Origin of the sequence: Clostridium paraputrificum AGR2156, assembly GCF_000424025.1 — a bacterium.
Taxonomy (GTDB): Bacteria; Bacillota; Clostridia; order Clostridiales; family Clostridiaceae; genus Clostridium; species Clostridium paraputrificum.
Genome location: NZ_KE384123.1, coordinates 1 through 20,174, shown reverse-complemented (window position 1 = coordinate 20,174; position 20,174 = coordinate 1). Strand labels below are relative to the sequence as shown.

Annotated in this window: 25 protein-coding genes and 1 pseudogene; 24 read left to right on the top strand and 2 right to left on the bottom strand. The window is 27.3% G+C overall.

What is annotated here, in order from left to right; all coding sequences use genetic code 11:
• The first annotated feature begins 8 nt into the window (after nt 1-8).
• The 24 genes from G594_RS0117695 to G594_RS0117575 all read left to right on the top strand — a co-directional run bounded on the left by G594_RS0117695 (nt 9) and on the right by G594_RS0117575 (nt 18,511).
• Entirely contained in the window at nt 9-449 is a 441-nt protein-coding gene (locus G594_RS0117695; RefSeq protein WP_027099763.1) for a hypothetical protein, read from the top strand.
• A gap of 113 nt (nt 450-562) precedes the next feature.
• A complete protein-coding gene (locus G594_RS19395) occupies nt 563-757 on the top strand; it encodes a helix-turn-helix domain-containing protein (protein WP_034867254.1) in 195 nt (64 codons plus the stop codon).
• 14 nt (nt 758-771) lie between these two features.
• Nucleotides 772-972 carry a helix-turn-helix domain-containing protein gene (locus tag G594_RS19390; protein WP_034867250.1) on the top strand — a complete coding sequence of 67 codons (201 nt, stop codon included), beginning with the start codon at nt 772-774 and terminating at the stop codon, nt 970-972.
• 1 nt (nt 973) lies between these two features.
• Nucleotides 974-1,168, top strand: a complete 195-nt coding sequence (locus G594_RS0117680) for a hypothetical protein (RefSeq protein WP_027099762.1) — start codon at nt 974-976, stop codon at nt 1,166-1,168.
• Between the two features lie 146 nt (nt 1,169-1,314).
• The gene (locus G594_RS20245; protein ID WP_155849334.1) at nt 1,315-1,458 is read left to right on the top strand and encodes a hypothetical protein; all 144 of its coding nucleotides are present in this window, start codon (nt 1,315-1,317) and stop codon (nt 1,456-1,458) included.
• A complete protein-coding gene (locus G594_RS20670) occupies nt 1,445-1,576 on the top strand; it encodes a hypothetical protein (RefSeq protein ID WP_278244173.1) in 132 nt (43 codons plus the stop codon). The genes G594_RS20245 and G594_RS20670 overlap by 14 nt, the downstream gene beginning before the upstream one ends.
• 114 nt (nt 1,577-1,690) lie before the next feature.
• A complete protein-coding gene (locus G594_RS20240) occupies nt 1,691-1,849 on the top strand; it encodes a hypothetical protein (protein WP_155849333.1) in 159 nt (52 codons plus the stop codon).
• A 29-nt stretch (nt 1,850-1,878) separates the two neighbouring features.
• Nucleotides 1,879-2,103: a hypothetical protein gene (locus tag G594_RS0117660; protein ID WP_027099761.1), complete on the top strand. Its 225-nt coding sequence runs from the start codon at nt 1,879-1,881 to the stop codon at nt 2,101-2,103.
• A 60-nt stretch (nt 2,104-2,163) separates the two neighbouring features.
• Nucleotides 2,164-4,431 (top strand): VirD4-like conjugal transfer protein, CD1115 family, encoded by a 2,268-nt coding sequence (locus tag G594_RS19385; protein ID WP_051196088.1) that lies wholly within the window; start codon nt 2,164-2,166, stop codon nt 4,429-4,431.
• On the top strand, nt 4,424-6,775 hold the full coding sequence (locus G594_RS0117650; protein ID WP_027099760.1) for a pLS20_p028 family conjugation system transmembrane protein: 2,352 nt from the start codon (nt 4,424-4,426) through the stop codon (nt 6,773-6,775). The genes G594_RS19385 and G594_RS0117650 overlap by 8 nt, the downstream gene beginning before the upstream one ends.
• The gene (locus tag G594_RS0117645; protein WP_027099759.1) at nt 6,775-7,059 is read left to right on the top strand and encodes a DUF5592 family protein; all 285 of its coding nucleotides are present in this window, start codon (nt 6,775-6,777) and stop codon (nt 7,057-7,059) included. The genes G594_RS0117650 and G594_RS0117645 overlap by 1 nt, the downstream gene beginning before the upstream one ends.
• A 56-nt stretch (nt 7,060-7,115) precedes the next feature.
• Nucleotides 7,116-7,862 (top strand): hypothetical protein, encoded by a 747-nt coding sequence (locus tag G594_RS0117640; protein WP_051196087.1) that lies wholly within the window; start codon nt 7,116-7,118, stop codon nt 7,860-7,862.
• Nucleotides 7,863-7,882: 20 nt separating this feature from the next.
• Nucleotides 7,883-9,778 (top strand): VirB4 family type IV secretion system protein, encoded by a 1,896-nt coding sequence (locus tag G594_RS0117635; RefSeq protein ID WP_027099757.1) that lies wholly within the window; start codon nt 7,883-7,885, stop codon nt 9,776-9,778.
• A gap of 1 nt (nt 9,779) precedes the next feature.
• Complete coding sequence (locus G594_RS0117630; RefSeq protein ID WP_027099756.1) at nt 9,780-10,334, top strand: hypothetical protein; 555 nt, start codon at nt 9,780-9,782, stop codon at nt 10,332-10,334.
• A 122-nt stretch (nt 10,335-10,456) separates the two neighbouring features.
• Entirely contained in the window at nt 10,457-11,644 is a 1,188-nt protein-coding gene (locus tag G594_RS0117625; RefSeq protein WP_051196086.1) for a C40 family peptidase, read from the top strand.
• A gap of 57 nt (nt 11,645-11,701) precedes the next feature.
• Nucleotides 11,702-12,577, top strand: coding sequence for a hypothetical protein (locus G594_RS0117620; RefSeq protein ID WP_027099754.1), 876 nt, complete (start codon nt 11,702-11,704; stop codon nt 12,575-12,577).
• Nucleotides 12,578-12,763: 186 nt separating this feature from the next.
• Nucleotides 12,764-13,009, top strand: coding sequence for a hypothetical protein (locus G594_RS19380; protein ID WP_034867246.1), 246 nt, complete (start codon nt 12,764-12,766; stop codon nt 13,007-13,009).
• A gap of 16 nt (nt 13,010-13,025) precedes the next feature.
• On the top strand, nt 13,026-13,433 hold the full coding sequence (locus G594_RS19375) for a hypothetical protein (RefSeq protein WP_155849332.1): 408 nt from the start codon (nt 13,026-13,028) through the stop codon (nt 13,431-13,433).
• Nucleotides 13,426-14,634, top strand: coding sequence for a MobP2 family relaxase (gene mobP2, locus G594_RS0117600; protein ID WP_051196084.1), 1,209 nt, complete (start codon nt 13,426-13,428; stop codon nt 14,632-14,634). Before G594_RS19375 ends, mobP2 begins: the two co-directional genes overlap by 8 nt.
• A 112-nt stretch (nt 14,635-14,746) precedes the next feature.
• A complete protein-coding gene (locus G594_RS0117595) occupies nt 14,747-15,940 on the top strand; it encodes a hypothetical protein (protein ID WP_027099752.1) in 1,194 nt (397 codons plus the stop codon).
• Between the two features lie 9 nt (nt 15,941-15,949).
• On the top strand, nt 15,950-16,138 hold the full coding sequence (locus tag G594_RS0117590; protein ID WP_027099751.1) for a hypothetical protein: 189 nt from the start codon (nt 15,950-15,952) through the stop codon (nt 16,136-16,138).
• 58 nt (nt 16,139-16,196) lie between these two features.
• On the top strand, nt 16,197-17,357 hold the full coding sequence (locus tag G594_RS19370; RefSeq protein WP_034867274.1) for an ImmA/IrrE family metallo-endopeptidase: 1,161 nt from the start codon (nt 16,197-16,199) through the stop codon (nt 17,355-17,357).
• A 57-nt stretch (nt 17,358-17,414) separates the two neighbouring features.
• Nucleotides 17,415-17,792 carry a hypothetical protein gene (locus G594_RS0117580; protein WP_027099750.1) on the top strand — a complete coding sequence of 126 codons (378 nt, stop codon included), beginning with the start codon at nt 17,415-17,417 and terminating at the stop codon, nt 17,790-17,792.
• 506 nt (nt 17,793-18,298) lie between these two features.
• Nucleotides 18,299-18,511 carry a hypothetical protein gene (locus G594_RS0117575; RefSeq protein WP_027099749.1) on the top strand — a complete coding sequence of 71 codons (213 nt, stop codon included), beginning with the start codon at nt 18,299-18,301 and terminating at the stop codon, nt 18,509-18,511.
• A gap of 235 nt (nt 18,512-18,746) precedes the next feature.
• Here the strand turns inward: G594_RS0117575 and G594_RS0117570 are convergent, their stop codons facing one another.
• Nucleotides 18,747-19,943: a ParB/RepB/Spo0J family partition protein gene (locus tag G594_RS0117570; RefSeq protein WP_027099748.1), complete on the bottom strand. Its 1,197-nt coding sequence runs from the start codon at nt 19,941-19,943 to the stop codon at nt 18,747-18,749.
• A 2-nt stretch (nt 19,944-19,945) separates the two neighbouring features.
• A pseudogene (locus tag G594_RS19365) lies at nt 19,946-20,174 on the bottom strand (ParA family protein); the annotation flags it as partial.

The window sequence follows — 20,174 nt, the reverse complement described above, 5'->3', positions numbered from 1 at the left end:
GAAATACTATGGATGAGGTTAGAATAATTTCTATAGCAATATTAATAGTTATAGGAATATTAGCAATAATTTTGTATTCTAAATTTAAAGAGAGTAAGAATTATAATAAATTAAAGAAGATTAATTCACTAGATATAATAGAAGATGAGGAAAATCAATCACTACAATTTGAAAAAGAAGAAGAAAGAAAAATAATTGGCTATTATGCTAATTTAGCATATAGGGGATTAGACGAACTTTACATGAATAATAGTTGGGAAAATAAAAGAGTTTTATATTCTATTATAAGTAGTATTAGCGAGTTAAGAGATGATATAGAATTTAATAGATTAAATGAAAATGATATGGAAATGATTAACTCACTAATATGTATTTATAGAGCTAATAGAAATAAAAAAAGAAATTTAGAAAATATAATTTTTGAGTGGCAGGAAAAGTATATAGAATAGAAATAAAAAAAGTGTCCCCGGGGGACACAAATTGGAGATAAAAAATAACCTCCAAAACCAAAGCTTAAACCAATAATAACATCAATAATATTTAAAATCAAGGAGGTAAAATAATGAGTGTAGGTGAAAGAATTAAATATTACAGAGTTGAGGCAGGTTTAAGTCAGGCGGATTTGGATAGGAAAGCCATAGTAGGCTTAGATTTTTTATCTAAGTTAGAGAATAATAAAATACCTAATATTAGAATGTCAAAACTTTTAAGATTATCAAAAGCATTAAATATATCGCTAGAAAAAATAGCTGGTTAGGAGTGTAAGTCGTTATGATAGTTGGAGAAAATTTAAAAAAGTATAGAAAAAAGAATGGTTACTCACTTAAAGAACTATCTAAAGTAAGCGGTATAAGTTATAAGACTTTATGGAAGATAGAGCATGGTGATGTAGATGATATAACTCTACCAACTGCAAGAAAAATAAAAGAAGCATTGAATATAACATTAGATCAACTATACGAGGAAAAATAATATGAGTAAAATTCATTCTGTAAGTTTTAGAAAATCTGAAAATGAAATACATGATTATGCAACTAAAAACTATAATTTTTCAGAATATGTTAAAGGATTGATTAAAAAAGATTATGATAAATCAATGAATATATTTACAGAAGATGAAAGAGAAGAAATAAGAAGAATAGCTAAAGAAGTAATTGAAGAAAAATAGGGTGTCCCAGTGGGACATTTTTATGTTATATATAAACAATATTAATGCAGTAATTGTAGTTTCAAAGATAAGTAATAGTAAAAGATTATATTTAAGTGTTGAATAAAGGTGTCCCCGGGGGACACTTTTGTTGATGGAGGTTTTGTATGGAAATTAGTCCTGTATTAATTAATATAGTATCAGTAGTAGTGGTAATAATACCAATTACAATAGGAATTGTATTAGGTATAGTAGCTGATAAGATATTTTATAGAGATAAAAAGGTTAAAAGAAACTTTGAAAAACAATAAGTTATCAGAATTAGATATGGATAAAGTAAATACAGTAATTTCAATTTTGAAAATAGATAATAATTCTAAAAGAGGCAATGAAAATATAATTTTTGGATGGAATAATAATTATATTTGAATAGTGATTAAAAGTGTCCCCAGGGGACACTTTTTTATATAAATACTTTTAAGAAAAGAACTTCTGACAGGCACTAGCCGAGAAGTTCTTTTTTATTTGAAAGGGGGTGAAGGTATGGCAAAAGTAGATAAGGAAAGACAAGAGTTAGCCAAAACAATTCTTGAAGCCAATGGAGTTACATACGAAGATTGGTTAAATGAGCAACATTTAAAAGTTATAACAAGCAATATGAAAGTTTTAAAAGAAGGTTTAGAAGCAAGAAAAAATATGTAATTATTTATAAGATTTAAGGAGGAATTAAAATGGATTCATTTATTAATGTAGGAATGACTATATTAAAAGCATTACAAGGTTTAGGAATAGTAGGAGCAACATTTTGTTTTACTAGGGTAGCATTTAAGTGTTTTTGGTGCAAAGAAAGCTTTAAGGATTCAAAGAATGATGCACTTGCTGGATGTGTAGGATTAATAGTTTTACTAGGTGCTGATAAGATAGCAGCATGGTTACAATCAACAATTAATTTTTAGATAACATATAAGGAAAGAGATGAAATGTTCATTTCTTTCCTTTAGTTATGAGGTGAATATATGATAAAAGACTTCATTGTTAAAAGGTTTAATAATGCTAATAAAGAGTTGAGATTAACTCAGTATTTTGCAAGTACAAAATTTATGGTCTTACTATTCATATTAATGTTTATATTTGCAACATTAATAACTAATATTGGTGTAAACATTATTGATATTATGATAATGGGGTTATTTCAAGGAGTAAGTCCTAATATATCAATTCTAATACTATTAAAACCTAATATTAAATACTATTACATTTATATAGTTGTTTATTTAATATTTTTATTTGCTTATATAAGATTAGTTTTTAATATAAGAGCAAGTTATAAAGATATTAAAGATGGACAAAAGGGAACTAGTAGGTTTGCGACAATAGATGAAATTAAGAAACAATATATTAAGATACCTGAAAAAGATATAGAATTTGATGGATATGGAGGTATTCCTATAGCCAGGGATGGAAAATTTATATTTATTGATGATAGTAATACTAATAGTTTATTACTTGGTATTACAAGAAGTGGTAAGGGTGAAATATTTGTGTTACCTATGATAGATATATATTCAAGATCCAGGTTAAAACCTTCAATTATTATTTCCGATACTAAAGGAGAATTAACAAGATTATCTTACAAAATGTTGGTAGAGCGTGGGTATGATGTTAAAGTAATTAATCTTTTAGATTTAAATAATACTAATTGCTATAATCCATTACAACTTATAATCGATGCTTATAAAAATGATGAATTGGGTGAAGCACAATTATTATGTAAGTCATTTACTTTTAGTTTATATTATAATCCAAAGTCAAAAGAGCCAATGTGGGAAAATTCAGCTATGAGTTTAGTAAATGGTCTTATATTAGCTTTATGTGAAAAATGTCTTACTAAAAATAAAGATTTAGTAGGATTATCAGAAGAAGAATTAATTAAGATTAAGGCTGAAGAACAAAAGGTAACTTTATATACAGTTGCTACTTTATTAAGTGATTTAGGAAGTGAGAATACTCCAGCAGGAAATGCACTAGACTTATATTTTAGTGCTTTACCAAAAGAATCAATTGCTAAAAAGCAATATGCAACAAGTAAGTTTAGTGAAGGAAAAACAAGGGCAAGTATATTTACAGTTGCTATGGATAAGCTTCAAGTGTTTACTTTAGAGAAGGTTGCTAAGTTTACATCACAAAATGATATTAGCTTATATGATGTTGGTTTTGGAGAAAAACCAGTAGCAGTTTTATTAATTGCACCAGATTATGATAAATCCTTACATTCATTAAACACAATATTTGTAAGTCAACTTTATTATGTTCTATCTAAAGAAGCTTCATTTACTGTAAGTGGCAAGTGTGATAGGAAAGTAAAAATATTAATGGATGAGTTTGGTAATAGTCCAGCTATAGATAATATTGCTACTATAACAACAGAGTGTTTAGGAAGGGATATAGAGTTCTTTTTTATTATACAAGCTTATAGTCAAATTGAAGAAATATATGGTAAGGGTGTGGCTAAGACTTTAGAGGGTAATTGTGGAAACCATATATATTTAATGAGTTCAGATGATGAAACTGCGGAGAAGTTCTCAAAAATGATAGGAGAAACTACAATTACAGTTAATTCTCGTAGTGGTAGTTTATTTACATTAGAAAAGAATCAAACTGAAAGTTTGGATAGAAGAAGATTACTAGATTCATCAGAATTAAGAAGGTTAAAACCAGGAGAAGTTGTCATAGTAAGAACTATGAAAAGAACTGATTTAAATAGAAACAAAATAGAACAGTATCCTATTTTTGTGCATGGTGAAAACTCAATGAAATATAGGTATGAATATCTAAAGGATTTATTTGAAGAAAACATAACTATATTAGACTTAAATATAAATAATAAACACACTGAAATTAATCTTGAAGATTTATCTATAAATCTTGATGATGAGATAGCAGAAATAATGCACAAGAATTATTTAAAGCAAATAGAAGAGCAAATAAAATACAATGCTATAGCACAAGAATTTCAAAAAGAATATATGAAAAAGAAAGAACTTGAAAGTCAACATAGAGATAATAATGAGGACGAAGTTACTTTAATCAGTGAAGGATTAAAAAGAAAATTAAGAAAAAGTGTAATACTTAGAGGTGCTATAGGTGGTGAAGGAATTGAAGAATTATCATTAATAAATAGCAAAGAAGAATTAGATAGATGGTTTAATAAATATGCTGATGAGAGAGAGCATTTAATAATTGAATATAAGAAGATACTAAGGAAGGAGGGCTATGATGAGTGATCAACAAGTAATTGATATATTGCAAAGTTTTGATGGATTCTTAATAGAAGATAGTCTTTTACTTTCCGGTGTTAGATGGTTTGGGTGGTGGATAATAAAGGGACTAACAAGCTTAGTTAATACGCTGGAAGGAGCAATAAGAAAAGTAATAAGCCTTACAGATTTTTTTGATAGTCCCGAAATTACTAAACTAATAAGTGATTTTAAACCAGCTATTTTCATTTTTTTAGCATTATCACTTGCCTGTGTGGGTTTATTTATTTTTTTTAGTAAGAAATTTGATAAGAAAGCAGTACCAACTAATATATTTCTTGCAACAATGGCAATATTATTATTGCCAGTTGGAATGAGTAAATTAAATCAACTTACACAAGCAGGAATTAATGTTGTTTATGGTGAGTTTAAGTCAATGGCTAATGAAACAATAAAAAACAATATCATAGATGTGTATAAATTTGATGAGAATAACTTTACATCAAAAGATGTAAGCCCTAAAAATTATATTTCTAAAGAAATGATAACTTCAATAGATATTAATGAATCTATTGATAAAAGTCAAACTAAAAATGAAAAGGTATTTGAAAATAAAGTAGTTCCTAAAAAGGGTGGAGGATATGAATTAAAACGAATTGATGGAATGTTTAAAATAGATAATTATTACTATAGGTGGAAGTGTAACTTTTGGATAATTATAATATCACTATTAGCCACTGCTGGAACTTTAGGGTTAAGTATTTTAAAAATAGGAAGATTAATATTTGAGTTAGCATTTAATAAGGTCTTCGGAATATTCATGGCTTACTTAGATGTTGCAAGTGGACAAAGGCTAAAGAAAATAGTACAAAGAATATTAACTCTATTTGCGGTAATGTTTTGTATGGCTTTAATGCTGAAGATATATTTAATATTTACAACATGGATATCTAGTAAGAATTTAGGTGTCCTTGAAGTTATAATGATGATAGTTGTTTCTTTTGCGGTTATTGATGGTCCTAATATAGTTGAAGAAATACTTGGGGTAGATGCTGGATTAAGTAGTGCATGGAAGATGATTGCAGGTCTATATGCAGGAAGTAAAATGGGAAGTGAATTAGCTAAAGGTGCTGGTAAAGCAGCTAGTGGATTAGCTAAGTTTATGTCAGGAGCAGGAGAAAAAGTTGCTATGGGTATGGCTGGTGGAGTTGGATTTGCCACAGGCTCAAGAGAAGGTTTGAAAAATGGTAAGTTAGAAAATCAAATGGATAAAAAGAAAGCTGATGATAAAGCAAAGGGAGCAGAAGGAACATTAGAAAGTCAGATGAAAGATAATGGAATAGATATGGATAAAAATACTCCTAATGATAAAAGTAAAGCTGGAATCAATGAAAAAGATTCACCAATTGAAAATAAAAATGGAGAGTTATCAAAGGATACTTCTAATGGAAATGAACTTGGTAATTTAAACAAAAATCAAGAAGAAAAATCAATTGATCCTAAGAATGATAATATTAAAAATAAACCAGGAGAAAAGAATGATAATATTGCTAGTAAAAAGAGCTATGATGATTCTTTAAATAGAAGGGATTTAGCTTCAAAAGTAGATGATAAAATGAATGATAGGAAAGAAAGTTTAAATGATATAAATAGTCCTGGTGTAAGTGATGAAAAAACATCTAAAAATGAACTATCTACAGGTGATATTAATGGTGGCACTAAAGAAAATATTCAAGATTTATCTAATGCTAATACAAATGGTAAAGATAATAGTTTAGGAGCGGAAACATTAAGTAAGCAATCAAGTAGTAATGTTTCAAGGGAAGGAACAAGTAGTGTAAGTACAGAAGAAGGAAGCTTAAGTAATAAGAGTATAGAAGCAGAAACATTAAGTACACAATCAAGTGGTAGTAGTTTAAGGGAAACAACAAGTAATGTACCTGCAGAAGAAGGAAGCTTAAGTAATAAGAGTATAGAAGCAGAAACATTAAGTACACAATCAAGTGGTAGTAGTTTAAGGGAAACAACAAGTAATGTATCTGCAGAAGAAGGAAGCTTAAGTAATAAGAGCATAAATACAGAAAGTTTAAATACACAATCAAATGGTGCTAGTTCAAGAGAAGGAACAAGCACTGTAACTACAGAAGAAGGAAGTTTAAGCGATAAGAGTGTAGAAGTAGAAACATTAAATAAACAATCTAATTCTAGTGTAGTAAATAATATTATTGAAACAAGAACAATAAGTGAATTTGCCAAAGAAGAATTTAAGAAAACTAAAGTTGGAAAAGCTACTACAAAAGTAAAACGAGTTTATCAAATAGGAAAAAATTCAGGAATTAAACATTCTGAAAAGAAAAGGAGGGGCAAATAATGAAGTTTATAATGCCAAAAGAACTATCGGCTAAAATATCTATGAGAAGGGGATTTATGTTTGTAGATTTACTTGTTCTTGTAGGTGCATTTGTAGTAACAAGTTTTTTAGATAGTTTGGTTTACTTTCCGTTAAGAATTCCATATTATATTTTTTCAATGGCTTCAGTTTTTTATTTGATATTAAATTCGAGAGATAATTTAGGAAAAAAGAATTATCATTCAATATACTATTTTATAAAAAGAGATAGGGAAACCTATCATAAAATAAGTAATGAGTATTAAAGGTGTCCCCGGGGGACATCTTTTTTATTTATCTAATAAAGGTGGTGAAATATAAAGTGGCTAGATTTGTTAATGTAAAGAAGCTTGAAGAAGTAAAGAGAGAAAAGGTAACTTATGAGAATGATATTGAAAATATGGTAAATGAAAAAGATAAAAATAGTAGTCATTTTAATATTGGAAAAATTAAAAAGGTAAAATCAAATGATGGTAATAAGGCGAAAAAATCCAGGAAGGAAATAAGGGAAGAGCGAAAAAGAGAAAAAGAGATTAAGAAGGATCTAAAGAAGGAAACTAAAAAAATAAAAAAGAATATACCAGATTTATCACCATTAGAAGATATAAATGATAACAATGCTATAAGAACCAAGGATGGTATTATAGACATTTATCAAATACCAAGTTTTGATATTTCATCAATGAATATATATGAGGCTAAAGGTGGAATATTAGCTTTTACAAAACTATTAAAGATGTATAAAAGTAATTTAAAAATTATTGCTATGAATTTTCCTACTAATACACAAGTTCAAAAAGATTTTATAAGAAGAATGATTAATTCTTGTAATGATGAAGTAAGAGAAGAATGGTTGAAAAAAGAATATAGAAGGCTTGAAGCTATAGAAGTGTTAAGAAGTGATAGAGAATATTACTGTATGATATTTGCAAATGATGAAAAAGATTTTGAAAGTAAAAATGAAATGTTGTTAAGGTGCAGTAAGAACTTAGGGCTTATGAGAATAGATAGGGAAAAGAAACTGAAGATTATATATAAATTAAACAATATGAACTCAAAAATAAATTGATACTATAAGGAGGAATATTTATGGCACAAGTAGAGCAGAAATATAATTACAATTCATACTTTTTGTCAAGAGTACAACCACAAGGTGGTATTAATTTTGAGGATAACATAATAAAAAAAGGTGATGGATATGAGGTTGTAATTCATCTTTATGATTATCCAAATGAAGTAGAAGAATTTTGGCTAAATAATATTATGAATATAAGAAATACAATAAGTACAATTGATATTGGTCTTGAAGAAAAGGGAGAAGCATTAAAGAAACTTGGAAAATCAATTAAAGAGCAAGAATCAAGATATTATGACAGTATGGAATACCAGGATAAAGTAATAGCTAGAGAAGAATTTAATGTTCTTATGTCACTTCAAGAAGAAGTATTAAAGTATGGTGAAGTTATAAAGTTAATTCATATAAGAATATATGTAGCAGAAAGAACTAGAGAAGCAGTTGAAAATAAAGTAGGGGAAATTTTAGATGAACTAGAACACTTAAATTATAGGGGAGTAGTTCTTCTTGATGAACAAGAATATGAATGGCAATCATTATTTACGAATTTTGATAAACAAAAAAAGTTTGAAAATGCAAGAGAAGGAAAGGGATTACCTTCACTAAGTTTAGGTGCAGGTTTTCCTTTTAACTATACCAATATAAGTGATCCTTTTGGACAGTTCCTAGGTACAACATTTACCGGAGGAAGTGTCCTTTTTGATTTGTTTCATAAAGATAAAAAGAGAAAATCATATAATGCTTTATTAGCTGGTATGACTGGTGCTGGAAAATCAACAGCTTTAAAAAAGATAATATTAAACAATTATTTAATTGGAAATAAAATAAGAATTATAGATAAGACTGGAGAGTTCAGAACACTTGTTAAAAGGTTTGGAGGTAAAGTTGTTTCACTAGATGGTTCAAGTGGAATAATAAATCCATTACACATTTATCCAACTGTAATCGATGAAAAAACTAATGAAATTTTAGAGGAACAATGTTATACAGTTCATATGAGTAAATTATCAATGCTATATAAGTCACTATCAGGAAATGCAACTAGTGATATTGGAGAATTTGATAGAGTAGTAAGAAAATTTTATATTGCATATGGAATTGATATATCCAAATGTACTCAATATAAAAAAGAAGATTATCCTATCATGGAGGAACTATTAGAATTTACTAAAAAAGAATTGTATTCAGATGTTGAAAAGGAAATTGTAAGGGATAACTTAACCCCAAGTAGAGTAAATAGATTAGAAAATATAATTTTGATATTAGAGAAGCTAGTTTATACTTATGGAAAGTTATTTAATGGTCATTCAACTATTGATGATTTATCAGAAGAGCAAATAATTTCTTATGAAGTAGGGACATTATATCAGTATGAAAATCAAATATTTATGACACAAATATTTAGCGTATTAACATCTATTTGGGGACAAGCCACAGAGCAAGGCAAAAGAGAAAAAATGGAATATGAGGATAATGGAAAGCCGATAGAAGATGTAGTTAAATTTCTAATAATATTAGATGAAGCTCACAATTATATAAATGCAAATAATATTGATGGAATAAGATATGTACTTCAAATTATAAGAGAAGATAGAAAATACTTTGGTTCTATTTTATTAGCTAATCAATCAATTAAGGATTATGTTCCTCAAGATTCACAAAGTGAAGCAGTAGAAGAGTTAAAGAAGTTATTTGAATTAACTCAATACAAATTCATTATGCAACAAGATAACAACGCTATTGAAGCTATAAAGAAGATATTTAATGGATCATTAACAGAAAGTGAAATAAATATGATACCTACTTTTGAAGAAGGAGAATGTATTTTATCAATAGCTGGTATGAAAAATATTGCTATGCAAATTGAAATAACAGAAGAAGAACGAAGGTTATTTAAAGGAGGTAGATAATATGAATAAGAAGTTATTGACTATTATTTTGGTAATAATAATAGTCTTTTTTAGTATTATAATTTTTATTTCTTCTAAAGAAAATTCAGATGAATTAAGTTCTCTTGAAAATGAAAATACAAATAGTATAACAAATGAAAATAGTCATGGTGAAAGTGATGAAAAATATAATATTGATGACTTAGAAAATACTAAGGAAATAGCTTTAAAATTCGCAGAATTAATATATTCTGTAGATTCAAAAGAACCATTAAAATTTCCAGAGCAATCAGCTAAATATACAACAGAAGCTTTGAAGGAAAGAATAATTGCAGTAGCTAATACAGAAGAACTAGAAGTGTATAAAAGAGATGTTGAATCTGTGGAAGTTATAGAATCAAAATATGATGATATAGAAGATTCTATAATGTGGAATGTTGAAGCTTATGCTAATGTTTTTGATGAAAGTGGCAATCTAATAAATAAGGAAAAAGGAGATATTAATATACTATTTTCTAAAGAAAATGGGGTATATAGGGTTTCTGAATATTCAATAGAAAGGAAAGAGAAAAATTGAAATTAATTTGTATTATTGGTATTGCATTAAATGAATTTATTAGAGTTACAAGAGTATTAAATATTTAAAGATTAGATTGATAAAAGGTTGATCTAGTCTTTTTTTATTGAGTTGGTGATTTAATGAGTAAAGAAAAAGGGAAAAAGAGTATAGTAAAAAAGCATTTAAATAAAAAACTTAAGAAAAAGATTCTAGCTTTTTTAGGTATATCAAACGCTATGATTATTATAGTTGGACTATTCACATTTTCACTTGTAGCAATAATAATAGCAAATGAAATGAATAAAGAAAATGTTGAAATGGGAGATATAGGAGCATTAGGAGTACCAGCAGAGTATGTTGAATATTTTAATGAAGCAAGTAAAATATTTCATGTTCCTAATTGGGTGTTAGCAGCAGTTACAAAACAAGAAAGTGGATTTAATCCCAATACAGAATATGGTGGAGCATATGGAATTATGCAGATACAAAAATATGATAGTTCAACTGGAAAAGACTTATGGAACTATTTAATTAATTTAGGTTTGGGTAATGTATATAAAGAAATTGGATATAAATTTTCTAATAGTGAAGAAATGTGGAGTTTATATTTAAAAGAGCCTAGAGTACAAATAATCGCTGGTGCATATGAAGTTAGATATTATTTTAATTATGTGCTTTATAAGAAAGGGAAAACAAATAGATTAGATTATAATAGCACTGAAAATATGAATTTAATTGATTGGAAAGCAGATGAAAATAATGAGGAATTTAAGGAGATTTTAAGGAGAACTTTTGCTTGTTATAATGGTGGACCTTTCTATGGAATGAACATAAATTTAGATGATGCAAAGTATGATTACCCTAATAAAGTTTTTAAATATGCAATAGAATTTAGAAATTTTGGAATAGAAGAAAACTCAAATGAAATTATAGAAAAAGCAATAAAAGCAGGAGAAAAGTGGATGGGTAGACCGTATAAATGGGGTGGTGGTAGAACTCAATATGATGTAGATAATGGTATCTTTGATTGTAGTTCGTTTATTCATTATATGTATGATAGTGCTGGGTTAAAACTTGGTGCTAGAGAAAGTGTTGTTACAGATTCTTTAGTTAAAATGGGAAGAGCAGTTAATGCAAATGATATAAAGAGAGGGGATTTAGTTTTCTTTGATACCTATAAAAAGAATGGTCATGTTGGAGTTTATTTAGGAAGTGGAGAGTTTATTCATTGTGGTACAAGTAGTGGAGTTACAATATCAAATATGAATTCCTCATACTATAAAAAAGTCTTTAATGGTGTTGTTAGAAGAGTAGTGAATGAGAAATAAAAAGTGTCCCCGGGGGACATTTTTTTATTATTTCATAAATAAAGAAGGTGAGATAATTTGAAAGAAAAAATAAAAAAAGTATTAAAGAATATTAAGGATAAAATAGGTTTGGATTCTAAAAAATCTAATGGAGGTTATCAATATAAAGGTCGTAATTATAAATCAAGAAAGTATAATATTGCACTTGTAGTAATAGTGATAGGGTACTTATTTTTCTTTTCATCTAACTCATTATTTAATTCAGAAGGTGATGTTATGAGTACACCTTTTAATAAAGAAGTAGCATTACCAAATTATAAAATGATTATGAAAAATGCTACCTATAGTAATGAAAATGGAATACTAGAAGTTAATTTTAGTATAGAAAAAACAAGTGTGACTTTTAGTGGAGAGCTTTTATTAGAAGCTAAAGAAAGGAATAATCCTACAAAAAAATTAGATGTAAATATGATAAATCTAAATGGTAAGGACTATACAGTGATAGTTAAATTACCTAAAGAGTGGACTACAATTTTATTACTATTTACAGAAGATAATGAATCAAAAACAAGTGCAAAGTTTTATGTGGATAGAAGGGAAAGTGTAGAAGATAAATCGTTAAAAGAGAAAAGTAAAAAGGATTATTTACTTCAAACTGTAGATGAAGAAATTAAAGATGTTAATAAACAGATAGAAGAAAACCATAAGCAGATAGAAGAAAAAAATAAAGAAATTGATCAGTTAAAAAATGAAATAAATAGATTAGAAATTGATAAAAAATATCTAACTGAAAGTGAATTAATAGATATGAATACTAAAATTGATAGTCTTTATTCACAAAAATTAGATACTGAAAAATCAATACAAGAGTTAAATAAAAGTAATGAAGAATTAAAAGCAAAGATAGAAAAATTGAATTTAAAGAAAGAAGATTATAAGAAAATATTAGATTAAAAAAGATGGGTTTGGAGTGTGTCAAAAGGTGGGTTTTTAATGGGTTTTTCACTTAAAAAGTGGGGGCGTAATTTTGTTAGGCGTTGCCTAACCCCACAAAGGATTTGGGGGCAAAAATCCCTTATGCTCTTCAAAAAAATACGGTAGTATTTTTAACCAATAAAAAATAGTAAAAGGAGATTAAAGATGGAGATTAAAGTTAGAAATCTTTCCCCTAAAGTTGTAAAGACAATTGATGAAATGGCAAAGAAAAAAGGATATAGAAGTAGGGAAGAATATTTGAGGAATCATTTTGAAAATCTAACTGCTTTAAGTGAGTTTAAAGATTTTGAAAATAAGTATGATAAGTTACTAAAGATGTCTTGCTCTATTATAGAAAAGAATACAGAAGTTATGGAAAAGTTTTTAGAAGAAAATTTAATTGATATCTAAAAGAGAGGTTAAAAGGATGAGTGAAAAACAGAATAAACATTTTTATATTGATAAGTATTTATTAGATTATTTAAAAGAAGTTAAAGAAAATAATAATTTATCTAGTATGAATCAAGCAATAAATTTAGTTTTAAAAGAGCATAAAGAAAAGTCAGATACAACTACAGAATTAATGATAAAAATAATTGCAAATGAAGTTGCAAAAGAATTAAAAGGTGAATTAACTAAAATAATAAAAGGTATCAATTCAGCAGATAGAAATACTCAAATTGTAATGGAAATGCTTAATGGATTATTTATAAAAAGTAATGTTGGTTACATTAATACATCAGATATTGTTAAGGCAGAAGGTTTAGAACTAGCAGAAGAATCAGTAAGAAAAAGAATATCTAAAAGTAGAGTAAGGAAGTTAGATAATGAGTAGAGCAGTACCAGCAATAGTTATGGTTTGTGAATTTGAAAAGAATAACTTTAAAGATTACGGAGGATATATTGATTATATAGATAGAGAGGAAACACATAATGAATTAGATTTAAAATCAAGTAACTATGCTGAATACTTAGAGTATATGGATAGCAAAAATCGTAAAAAGGAAAAGGATAAAACTACAGTAAAATTATTTACAGAAGATAAGGATATATTGTCAGATGAAGATAAAGAAAAATTAAAAGATGCATATAGGATAGCACAAGAAAGAGGAAGTTATTTATGGAAAGATGTTTTCAGTTTTGACAATGAATGGCTTGAAGAAAATAAGTATTATAATAGTGAAACCAAACAATTAAATGAAGGGAAAATAAGAGAAGCAATACGAGAAGCAATGAGCCTTCGTATTGAGAAAGAGAATTTAAATGAGGCGGTTTGGACGGCTGATATTCATTATAATACTGATAATATTCATATCCACACTTCTTTGGTTGAATTAGAACCAAGCAAAAAAAAGGGAAAATTAAAACCACAAACATTAAGTAATATGAAAAGTGCTTTTGTAAATTCATTAGTAGATAGGAATAAAGAACATGACAAAATCAATGAATTAATGAGAGAGAAAATTGTTAATAGAAAAAAAGATATAAATACTTTTAGAGATAAAGAAATGAAGAAACAATTTATTAATATTATAAAACTTCTTCCAGAAGATTTAAGGCAATGGCAGTATGCTTATAATTCAATAGATGAAGCTAGACCATTAATTGATAATCTAAGTAAATACTATATAAATAATTATTGTAAAGAAGATTTTAATGAGTTAGATAAATTACTAGATGTAGAAGTTGAAGAGTATAAAAAATTATATGGAGAAGGTAGAGAAGGAAAAGAGAAAGGGAAATATAAGGATTATAAGACTAATGAATTAGATTATCTATATAAAAGAATGGGAAACGCTTTTTTAACTGAAATGAGAAGTTATGCTAAAGAGCAGAGAAAAGATTTAAAGTTAATTGAAGGGAGGGGAGAAGTAAATAAAGACTTTAAATCATTTAATAAAATAAATATAACAAGAAAACAAATTAATGATGTAAAAAGGGGGTTTTCAAATGAAGTACAACACATAAAAAATAGAAAAGCATATAAAGAGTTAGAAAGAGAAATTGAGGTGGAAAAGGAAAGTTTAGATTACTAAGTAATTATTATTATTGATAAACTAACAACTAGTTATTCTAATTTAATATACTTTATAAAAAGTGTCCCCCGGGGACATTTTTTGTTGTAAAAAATTATTGGAGGTAAAAACTATGGGATGGATTGATAATTTAAAAGAAAGAGCATTTAAAGTTTTCTTTAAGGAGGAAGCTAAAAAGATTGAATTATTAGAACAAAAGTATGAAGAGTTAAAATCTGATAAAGAGTTAAGTGGTGTATATAGTGATTTAACAAGCGATTATGATATTCTAGAAGAAAAGTTTTTAGAAACTTTAAATGAACTAAATGAATATAAGCAAATAAATAACATACTTACAGATAAATTAGATTGGTATAGGGAAAATGGAATTAGTCATAATGAAGAAAAAGAAATTGATGATACTAAGGAACACATAATGACAAAAGATTTAAATTTAGAAGATGGTTCTTTCATAGGGAAAGGAACATCTTTTTTAATTGAAGGCTTTGAAGATGGAAAATATAAAGTTAATTTTGAGTATAATTCTAACAATATATACAATAGTGAGCGTGGGAATCAATATTTTTTTGAAGCAAATGAATTAATGAGTTTTTCAAAGGAAGGAGAAAGGAGTATTCATGAAGTAAGGTATGAGAATAGTATTGACATTGAAGCAGAACGTATAACAATAAAAGATTTAAATTTAGAAGATGGTTCTTTCATAAAGAAAGGAACATCTTTTTTTGTTGAGGATTTTGAAAATGGAGTATGTAATGTTCATTTTTCCAATAATCCAAAGAATAAATATAATAATGACCTTGGAGATAATTATTTATTTAATCTTAAAGAGGTTAGTGATTTTTCAGTGGAAACTTTGGACTTTTATATAAAAGATATAACCAAAGATGATTTGGATAACATTTTAGATTTAGAACCTAAAGAGTTTGATAATCTAGTTGAAAAATTAATTTCTGAAAATGATAAAGAGTTTATGGAAAAGAGAAATCTAAACATATCTTCATATACTCAAGAATATTTAAATCAAGCTAAGGAGCATGACTTTGAAAAAGAAGATTTTAAGAGCTTCCATAGTTACTTAGATAGAGAGATTATGGGAATAATGGAACTTGAATATGATAGATATAATGAAGAAACATATATGGAAAGATATGAAGATACGGTTCTTGGAGAAAAAAAACATATTGATTCATATGAGAAAAGTAATGTAGTAGATAATGGTGTTCCATATTTAAAAAACAATAATAAAAATATAGGGATTGAATTAGATATATTTAAATCTAAAAATAATGAATTAGAAATGGAGTAGAGAAGTATTATGAATGATGAAAATTTATTAATGGTTTTAGAGATTAAAGATGACCATATAATTGGAATTAAAGTTAATGAAAAAGATAAGCTTAAAGTAAAGGCTAGTAAGGAATTTATAGATGAATTAAAGTCATCTTTTAATGAAAATGAAACGTATTTAATTCCTTTTGATGAAGGAACTATGACAGTAATATAATTTATATAAGTACCAGGATAATTAAAAGTCCTGGTACTTTATTTTTGGGAGGAAGAAAATGAGTAATCAAAAGAAATATAAAACAAAATCATTTGAAGAAAAGAAGCAGGAAGTAGATCACCTTATAGAATCGGCAGAAAAGAAAATAGAAGAACATTTTATAAGTGAAGAAAGTATAAAAGAATGTTTAAGATATATGAGTAATTTCTATAATTATTCACTTAACAATGCTATGTTAATAAATAATCAGTTTAAAGGAGCATTAGCAGTTGGAAGTTATGATTTTTGGAAAAAGCAAGGGTATTCAGTGAAAAAAGGTGAGAAAGGAATAAAGATATTAGTTCCAATAAAGTCTAAACCTAAATTTCGTAGGGATAAAGATGAGTTAGTAGAAGTTGAAAAAGCAACAGATAAGGAAAAGGAACTTATAAAAAATGGAGAACTTAAAGTTATCCAAGGAACTTATTTTAAATTAGGAAATGTATTTGATATAAGTCAAACTACGGCAAAAGCCAGTGACCTTCCAGATATATTCCCTAACAAATGGATTGAAGGAGATGTTGCTGGATATGAGTTTTTATATAAAGGTATAGAAAAAGTAGCTGAAAAAATAGGGGTAACTATAAAAGAGCCTTCATATGAATTAGGAGTAGTAAAAGGTGCAAGTTTACCATATACCAAAGAAGTTATTTATAATCCTAGGAATGGCGAATTACAGAATATAAAAACTCTTTTCCATGAGTTGGCTCATGCAAAACTTCATACAAAAGATACTAGAGAAAACTATACGAGGGAAGAAAAAGAGTTTCAGGCTGAAATGGTTGCATATACAATGGGGCAATACTTTGGACTTGATACAAGTGATTATTCTATAAATTATTTACATGGCTGGAGTAATGGAAAGGAATTAAAAGATAAACAAAATCTTTTAAAAGAAGTTAGAGAAACAACAATATCTTATATAAATATAATTGAAGAATCTGTTTTAAAAGAAGTTTCTAAAGAACTTGAAAAATATGAAGGTATTAATTTTTCAAGTGCAAAAGAAGCAATATCAATTTACAATTCAATAAAAGAAAATGAGAAAGAAGTTTTATCAAGCAGCAATGATAAGACTTCTTTTTTTGATGAAAAAAATAGTGAGAATGATAGATTTAGTAATATATATAAAAACATAATCCAAAAAAGTAATGAAAAAGAAAATGAATTAGAGATGTAAAATAGGCAGAAGAAATCTGCCTATAAATTTAATTTTTGATATGGTGGTGCGTTTGAAATGGGGATAAATGGTAACAGGTTCAAAAAGCAAGATGTATATAAATTAGCAAAAGAAACAAAGAAATTTCTTGAATTATTGAATGGGATAACAATTCAAAGTAGATATGAAAGTGATATTAAAGATATAGAAAATCAAAAAAGTAAATTAGAAGAAATTATATTAATGTTTGAGCCAACAATACTAGAAGAGTATATTGAACAAACTAAAATAGCATATAGAGAAATGATTAGAGCAAAGAAGGAATATGAAAGAGTAGTTAAAGAAGGATGCTATAAGGAAACTATAGAGAAGGCGAAAAATTATTATAAAGAAAAAGCTTTAGTTTATGAAGCAAAGAAAGAATATAGAGATAAACTTAAAGAAGTTTTGAATTAGAAAGTGTCCCCGGGGGACACTTTTAGATTAATATTAATAAAGAAAAAGTCCAAGAGTTTTTGGCAAGTGGTTAAAGGAATAACACTATAAAAAACTTATCGGTTCACCACCGATAAAATAACCGTTAGAAGGGGATTGAATTTTCTTAGATGTTGCTATTAAATATTAATATATAATAGTGGTGTGACTGTCCTAGCATAGAGTAAACTATGAGGGGGATACAACGAGTTAGATGGTACTATACTTGATAATACTAGACCTAAGCGAGTTTGAGTTGTATGGCTTTTTAGCTGAGTAAATCAAATTTTACTCCAACCCCAAAAGATAATTTTTTTGAAATTTGTCCCAGTAGGGGGGGAGTGAACTGACTAAAGCTATAAGAATAGCTTTAGAAGAATATAGGTTAATAGAAAGAATTTATACTGGATTCTATTTGAAAGTTCACTAGGGGTAATATAATTTTGTAGTTTTTTTAGGAATATACACAAGATAATATGGAGGAGTGATTGGTTAAGGTGAAGATATTAAGAAAAGTAGTTGTTATGAGTAGTGTAACTAGAGGAAAAGAAGTAGATAGGTACATATGTGATAGATGTGGGAGAAAGATAAAGGATAGCATAAGAATAAATACTAGAAGAAAAAATAAGAGAGGTAATAAGAGCTATTCTAAATTAATTTATATAGATAAATGTGATGAATGTAAAAGAATAATAAAGTAAGGAAGGAATGGTGATATTTAGATAAATTATATGATTACATAAAAATATAAGATTATATAGATCAAAACTGCTGGAGGGATATGATGAAATTTTTAATGTTTTATATGATGCTTCGTATATTAGAAAGGATATGATGAAAAAATAATTAGTGAAATATATTTATTTTTGTTTAGAAGTTTCAGAGTATGTTTAGTAGAGTGTAAAGGAATAAAAAGTGTCCCCGGGGGACACTTTTCTATTTAAAATATTCAAGTAAATTTTTAAATAAAGTAGAACTAATTCTAGCATGTTCAAGTTCTGATTTTAGACTATTATCAAATTTAATTTTCTTATCTTCCATTATCCTACTTTGACGAGATACTGCAAGGATAGCACTTTCAGCATTTTTAATTAGTTCTTTAAGTTTTATATTTTCTGTGATTTCTTCTATATTTTCTTTAGGAGCATTAGCCTTTAATTCTTTAATTTCATTTTCAAGTTTTTTCTTTTCCTCATTAGCTTTTAAATATTCCTTGGTAATTTCTTCAATTTTAATAGAGTATTTATCATCTAATTCTTTTTTTACATCAACTCTAAGTTGTCCTTCTATTTCAGAAATAATTTCTGATTTATCAGTATTTGCCTTATCAAGTTTAGTTTTTAATTCAGAGTTGTATCGTATTAATGAATTTTTAGTTTTTATTTCTTCTTCCTTTTGAAGTTCAACTCTTTTTAATTCTTGTTTTAAAGATATAGCTTCTTCTTTTGAAAGAGATATATTTTTATTTAGAATTTCTAAAATACCTTTTTGACTTTCTTCACTTAAGCTTGAAAATTCACTAGCATTAGAAGTTGATAAGTTGCCTTGTTCAAGAAGTTCCTTAAGTTCGGGAATAAGACTGTTATTAATCCTTTCATATCTACCAACTTGTGTAGTTGATAAATTTAAGTCTTTCGCAATAGCCTCACGGATTCTACCAACTGGTTCACCATTAGCTTTTTTAGTTTTATATAGTTCTTGAAGTCTATTAACTTGTTTAAGCTTTTCGCTTTCGGATAGTTCTCTAGTTTGTGCATTAGCTTGAATAAGAACAATTTCAGCGTCAATGTCATTTAATTCAACAACTTTACAAGGGATATTAATAAATTGCTTATGACCTTCTAATACTAATTTACTTAATGCAGTAAATCTTCTTTCACCACTAATTAATTCATAAGTGCCATCATTACAAGGACGAACTACTAAGTTATGATTAAGACCATTTATTTTAATATCTTCTGCTAAGTCGTCTATATCAATAATTTCGTAGAAGTTCTTTTCACTTCTATGTATTTTATTAATATCTAGGTACTGAATCTTGAAGCCTTCTTTAGCTTCAAGTTCAGTAACTTTTTTTACATTTTTAGAAATGCCATTTAACATACCTTCTGATATTGAAAATTTCTTACTCATAATTAGAATACCTCCTTGCAAAGTTCTCTGTAGTTTTGACTAGCCCTAGCTTTCTTAAAAGAGAATACAACAGGACTTTCATTAAATGTACTTTCAACAACTTTAACATTTTGTTTTATTGTAGATTTGAACATTTTATCTCCAAGTAACTCCTTTAAACTTTGCTTAATTACTTTATTTACTGTAGTTGCACTATCCATTGTTATGAAGCAACCTTTGAAGTTAAGGTTA

Coding starts and splice junctions, on each gene's coding strand:
- G594_RS0117695 (WP_027099763.1), top strand. CDS start 9: ATGGATGAGGTTAGAATAATTTCTATAGCAATATTAATAGTTATAGGA.
- G594_RS19395 (WP_034867254.1), top strand. CDS start 563: ATGAGTGTAGGTGAAAGAATTAAATATTACAGAGTTGAGGCAGGTTTA.
- G594_RS19390 (WP_034867250.1), top strand. CDS start 772: ATGATAGTTGGAGAAAATTTAAAAAAGTATAGAAAAAAGAATGGTTAC.
- G594_RS0117680 (WP_027099762.1), top strand. CDS start 974: ATGAGTAAAATTCATTCTGTAAGTTTTAGAAAATCTGAAAATGAAATA.
- G594_RS20245 (WP_155849334.1), top strand. CDS start 1,315: ATGGAAATTAGTCCTGTATTAATTAATATAGTATCAGTAGTAGTGGTA.
- G594_RS20240 (WP_155849333.1), top strand. CDS start 1,691: ATGGCAAAAGTAGATAAGGAAAGACAAGAGTTAGCCAAAACAATTCTT.
- G594_RS0117660 (WP_027099761.1), top strand. CDS start 1,879: ATGGATTCATTTATTAATGTAGGAATGACTATATTAAAAGCATTACAA.
- G594_RS19385 (WP_051196088.1), top strand. CDS start 2,164: ATGATAAAAGACTTCATTGTTAAAAGGTTTAATAATGCTAATAAAGAG.
- G594_RS0117650 (WP_027099760.1), top strand. CDS start 4,424: ATGAGTGATCAACAAGTAATTGATATATTGCAAAGTTTTGATGGATTC.
- G594_RS0117645 (WP_027099759.1), top strand. CDS start 6,775: ATGAAGTTTATAATGCCAAAAGAACTATCGGCTAAAATATCTATGAGA.
- G594_RS0117635 (WP_027099757.1), top strand. CDS start 7,883: ATGGCACAAGTAGAGCAGAAATATAATTACAATTCATACTTTTTGTCA.
- G594_RS0117630 (WP_027099756.1), top strand. CDS start 9,780: ATGAATAAGAAGTTATTGACTATTATTTTGGTAATAATAATAGTCTTT.
- G594_RS0117625 (WP_051196086.1), top strand. CDS start 10,457: ATGAGTAAAGAAAAAGGGAAAAAGAGTATAGTAAAAAAGCATTTAAAT.
- G594_RS19380 (WP_034867246.1), top strand. CDS start 12,764: ATGGAGATTAAAGTTAGAAATCTTTCCCCTAAAGTTGTAAAGACAATT.
- G594_RS19375 (WP_155849332.1), top strand. CDS start 13,026: ATGAGTGAAAAACAGAATAAACATTTTTATATTGATAAGTATTTATTA.
- mobP2 (WP_051196084.1), top strand. CDS start 13,426: ATGAGTAGAGCAGTACCAGCAATAGTTATGGTTTGTGAATTTGAAAAG.
- G594_RS0117595 (WP_027099752.1), top strand. CDS start 14,747: ATGGGATGGATTGATAATTTAAAAGAAAGAGCATTTAAAGTTTTCTTT.
- G594_RS0117590 (WP_027099751.1), top strand. CDS start 15,950: ATGAATGATGAAAATTTATTAATGGTTTTAGAGATTAAAGATGACCAT.
- G594_RS19370 (WP_034867274.1), top strand. CDS start 16,197: ATGAGTAATCAAAAGAAATATAAAACAAAATCATTTGAAGAAAAGAAG.
- G594_RS0117580 (WP_027099750.1), top strand. CDS start 17,415: ATGGGGATAAATGGTAACAGGTTCAAAAAGCAAGATGTATATAAATTA.
- G594_RS0117570 (WP_027099748.1), bottom strand. CDS start 19,943: ATGAGTAAGAAATTTTCAATATCAGAAGGTATGTTAAATGGCATTTCT.